This is a genomic window from Pseudomonas emilianonis, assembly GCF_023072625.1.
Classification (GTDB): Bacteria; Pseudomonadota; Gammaproteobacteria; order Pseudomonadales; family Pseudomonadaceae; genus Aquipseudomonas; species Aquipseudomonas paraveronii.
Genome location: NZ_JAKNRV010000502.1, coordinates 1 through 2,979, shown reverse-complemented (window position 1 = coordinate 2,979; position 2,979 = coordinate 1). Strand labels below are relative to the sequence as shown.

Annotated in this window: 2 protein-coding genes and 1 pseudogene; 2 read left to right on the top strand and 1 reads right to left on the bottom strand. The window is 63.5% G+C overall.

Annotated elements, in window-relative coordinates; genetic code table 11:
• Positions 1-106 precede the first annotated feature (106 nt).
• Positions 107-1,915: pseudogene (gene nirB / locus L9Z73_RS28340) on the top strand (nitrite reductase large subunit NirB); the annotation flags it as partial.
• The gene (gene nirD / locus L9Z73_RS28335; protein ID WP_247408081.1) at positions 1,915-2,277 is read left to right on the top strand and encodes a nitrite reductase small subunit NirD; all 363 of its coding nucleotides are present in this window, start codon (positions 1,915-1,917) and stop codon (positions 2,275-2,277) included. The pseudogene nirB and the gene nirD, both read left to right, overlap by 1 nt.
• Before the next feature lie 74 nt (positions 2,278-2,351).
• On the opposite strand, the gene L9Z73_RS28330 is transcribed toward nirD, so the two are convergent.
• Positions 2,352-2,979: methyl-accepting chemotaxis protein (locus L9Z73_RS28330; RefSeq protein ID WP_247408079.1), on the bottom strand; the 628-nt coding region annotated here is incomplete at its 5' end.

Genomic DNA, 2,979 nt, shown 5'->3' with positions numbered 1-2,979 from the left:
GGGACTTCTCGCTCAAACACCCGTTCAGCGTTCAGCTCGACGTGCCCGAATCCGTCACCCGCCAACAGCATTTCGTCGCAGCCGCCGGCGCACCGGGCACTCCGACCAAGACCGTGCTGGTCCCCAGGCCGGCCTGGAGATTGGCCCACGCGGCGGTGTGGTGATCAATGATGAGTGCTTGAGCTGCGACCCGAACATCTACGCGATTGGCGAATGTGCATCCTGGAACGGCAGCCTGTTCGGCCTGGTCGCGCCGGGTTACCAGATGGCCCGAGGGGTTGCCGCCCTGTTGTGCGGGCAGGCCGCCGAGCCCTTTGTCGGCGCGGACATGTCGACCAAACTCAAACTGTTGGGGGTGGACGTAGGTTCCATTGGCGACGCCCATGCACACACGCCCGGTGCGCGCAGCTACCAGTTCATCGACGAGGCCAGCGCCAGTTACCGGCGGCTGGTGGTGGACGCCACCGGCAAACAGGTGATCGGTGCGGTGCTGGTCGGCGACAACAGCTACTACGACACGTTGCTGCAGTACATGCAGAACGGTATCGCCTTGCCGGCCGAACCGGCCAGCCTGATCTTGCCGTCGTCCGCCGGCGCACCGACCCTCGGCCCTGGCGCCTTGCCGGAGTCGGCCACCGTCTGCTCCTGCCATAACGTCACCAAAGGCTCGATTTGCACGGCCATCGACAGCGGCTGCGCCGACCTTGGCCTGCTCAAGGCGCAGACCAAGGCTTGCACCGGCTGTGGCGGTTGCGCCGGCTTGCTCAAGCAGGTGTTCGAGCATGAACTGGTGGCCCGTGGCGTCAGCGTCGACAAGAGCCTGTGCGAACACTTCGCCTATACCCGCCAGGAGTTGTATGCCCTGGTGCGTGTGGAAGGGGTGATCACCTTCGAAGAATTGCTGGCCAAACATGGTCGTGGCCACATCGGTTGCGATGTGTGCAAACCGGCGGTGGGCTCGATCCTCGCGTCATGCTGGAACCAGCCGATCATGGACGCCTCGCTGGTGCCGTTGCAGGACACCAACGACACGTTCATGGCCAATATGCAGAAGAACGGCACCTACTCGGTGGTGCCGCGTATTCCGGGCGGCGAAATCACTGCGGAAAAACTCATCGCCATCGGCGTGGTCGCGCAGAAATACGAGCTCTACACCAAGATCACCGGCGGCCAGCGCATCGACCTGTTTGGCGCGCAACTGCATGAGTTGCCGGACATCTGGGCCGAGCTGATCGACGCCGGGTTTGAAACCGGGCATGCCTACGGCAAATCCACGCGCACGGTGAAGTCGTGCGTCGGCAGCACCTGGTGCCGCTACGGCGTGCAGGACAGCGTGAAAATGGCGCTGCTGATCGAGGACCGCTACAAAGGCCTGCGTTCGCCGCACAAACTCAAGTTTGCGGTATCCGGCTGCACCCGCGAATGCGCCGAAGCGCAAAGCAAAGACGTCGGCGTGATCGCCACCGAGAAGGGCTGGAACCTCTACATCGCCGGTAACGGCGGCATGCGCCCACGCCATGCCGAGCTGTTCGCGACCGACCTGGATGACGCCACGCTGATCCGCTACATCGACCGCTTCCTGATGTTCTACATCCGCACCGCCGACAAATTGCAGCGCACCTCGGTGTGGCGCGAAAGCCTGGAAGGGGGCCTGGATTTCCTCAAGGACGTGATCCTCGACGACAGCCTGGGCCTGGGCGACGAGCTCGAAGCGCAAATGCAACTGGTGGTCGACCGTTACGAATGCGAGTGGGCCAACGCCCTCAAAGACCCGGAAAAACTCAAACGCTTCCGTACCTTCGTCAACGACAAACGCCCGGACCCGGACATCCATTTTGTCCACGAACGCGGCCAGCGCCGGCCAATCATGGCCGCCGAACTCAACCTGATTCCCGTCATCGAGGAGCTTGCCTGATGAGCCAGTCCAACACTTTGCGAAACCTTGCCACCTGGAAAAGCGTGTGCAGCGAAAGCGACCTGGTGAGCAATTCCGGCGTGGTGGTGTGGTACGACGGCGCGCAAGTCGCGCTGTTTTACCTGCCGGACGCACCGGACCAGACGCTCTATGCTATCGACAACCACGACCCGGAATCCGGCGCAAACGTGATCGGTCGCGGGCTGGTCGGCAGTATCAAAGGCGACCTGGTGGTGGCCGCGCCGATCTACAAACAGCATTACCGTCTGGCGGACGGCCAATGCCTGGAGGCACCGCACCAGCGCTTGCGGGTGTGGCCAGTGCGGTTGAATGCGGGGGTGGTGGAGTTGGGGGTGAGTTGAGGCGAGGCGGGCTGAAGGCGCCCATCCTCCAGTTGCCTGTGGCATTTGGAAGGTGGGTGCGCGCGCATTCCCCGTCAGCGGTTGAAGCGTTCAACCAGTGCGTATTGGGTGGCCGCGGTGTGGGTCAGTTCTTTGCTCAGGTCAGTGGATTGATGGGCCTGGACCGACGTCTGGTCGGCCAGTTCGGCGATGGTGGTGATGTTGCGGCTGATCTCTTCGGCCACCGCGCTTTGTTCTTCGGTGGCGGCAGCGATCTGGGTGGTCATCTCGGTGATGTGGGACACCGCTTCGCTGATGCCGACCAGCGCCTGGTCCGCCTCAAGCACCCGGGCCACGCCTTCCTGCGCCTGGCGCTGGCCGTGCTCCATGCTTTGCACGGCGTTGTTGGACGACGCCTGGAGCTTGGTGATCAAACCATGGATCTGGGTGGTGGAGTGCGTGGTGCGTTGTGCCAATTGGCGCACCTCGTCGGCGACGACGGCAAAGCCGCGGCCCATGTCGCCGGCACGCGCCGCTTCAATGGCGGCGTTGAGGGCCAGCAGGTTGGTCTGGTCGGCGATGCCTTTGATTACGTCAACCACAGAGCCGATTTCGTCGCTGTCCCGGGCCAATTGCGCCACGGTGATACCGGTCTCGCCGACCATGGCGGAGAGGCGCTCGATGGCTTCGCGGGTATCGCGGGCTACCTCGCGGCCGCGCCCG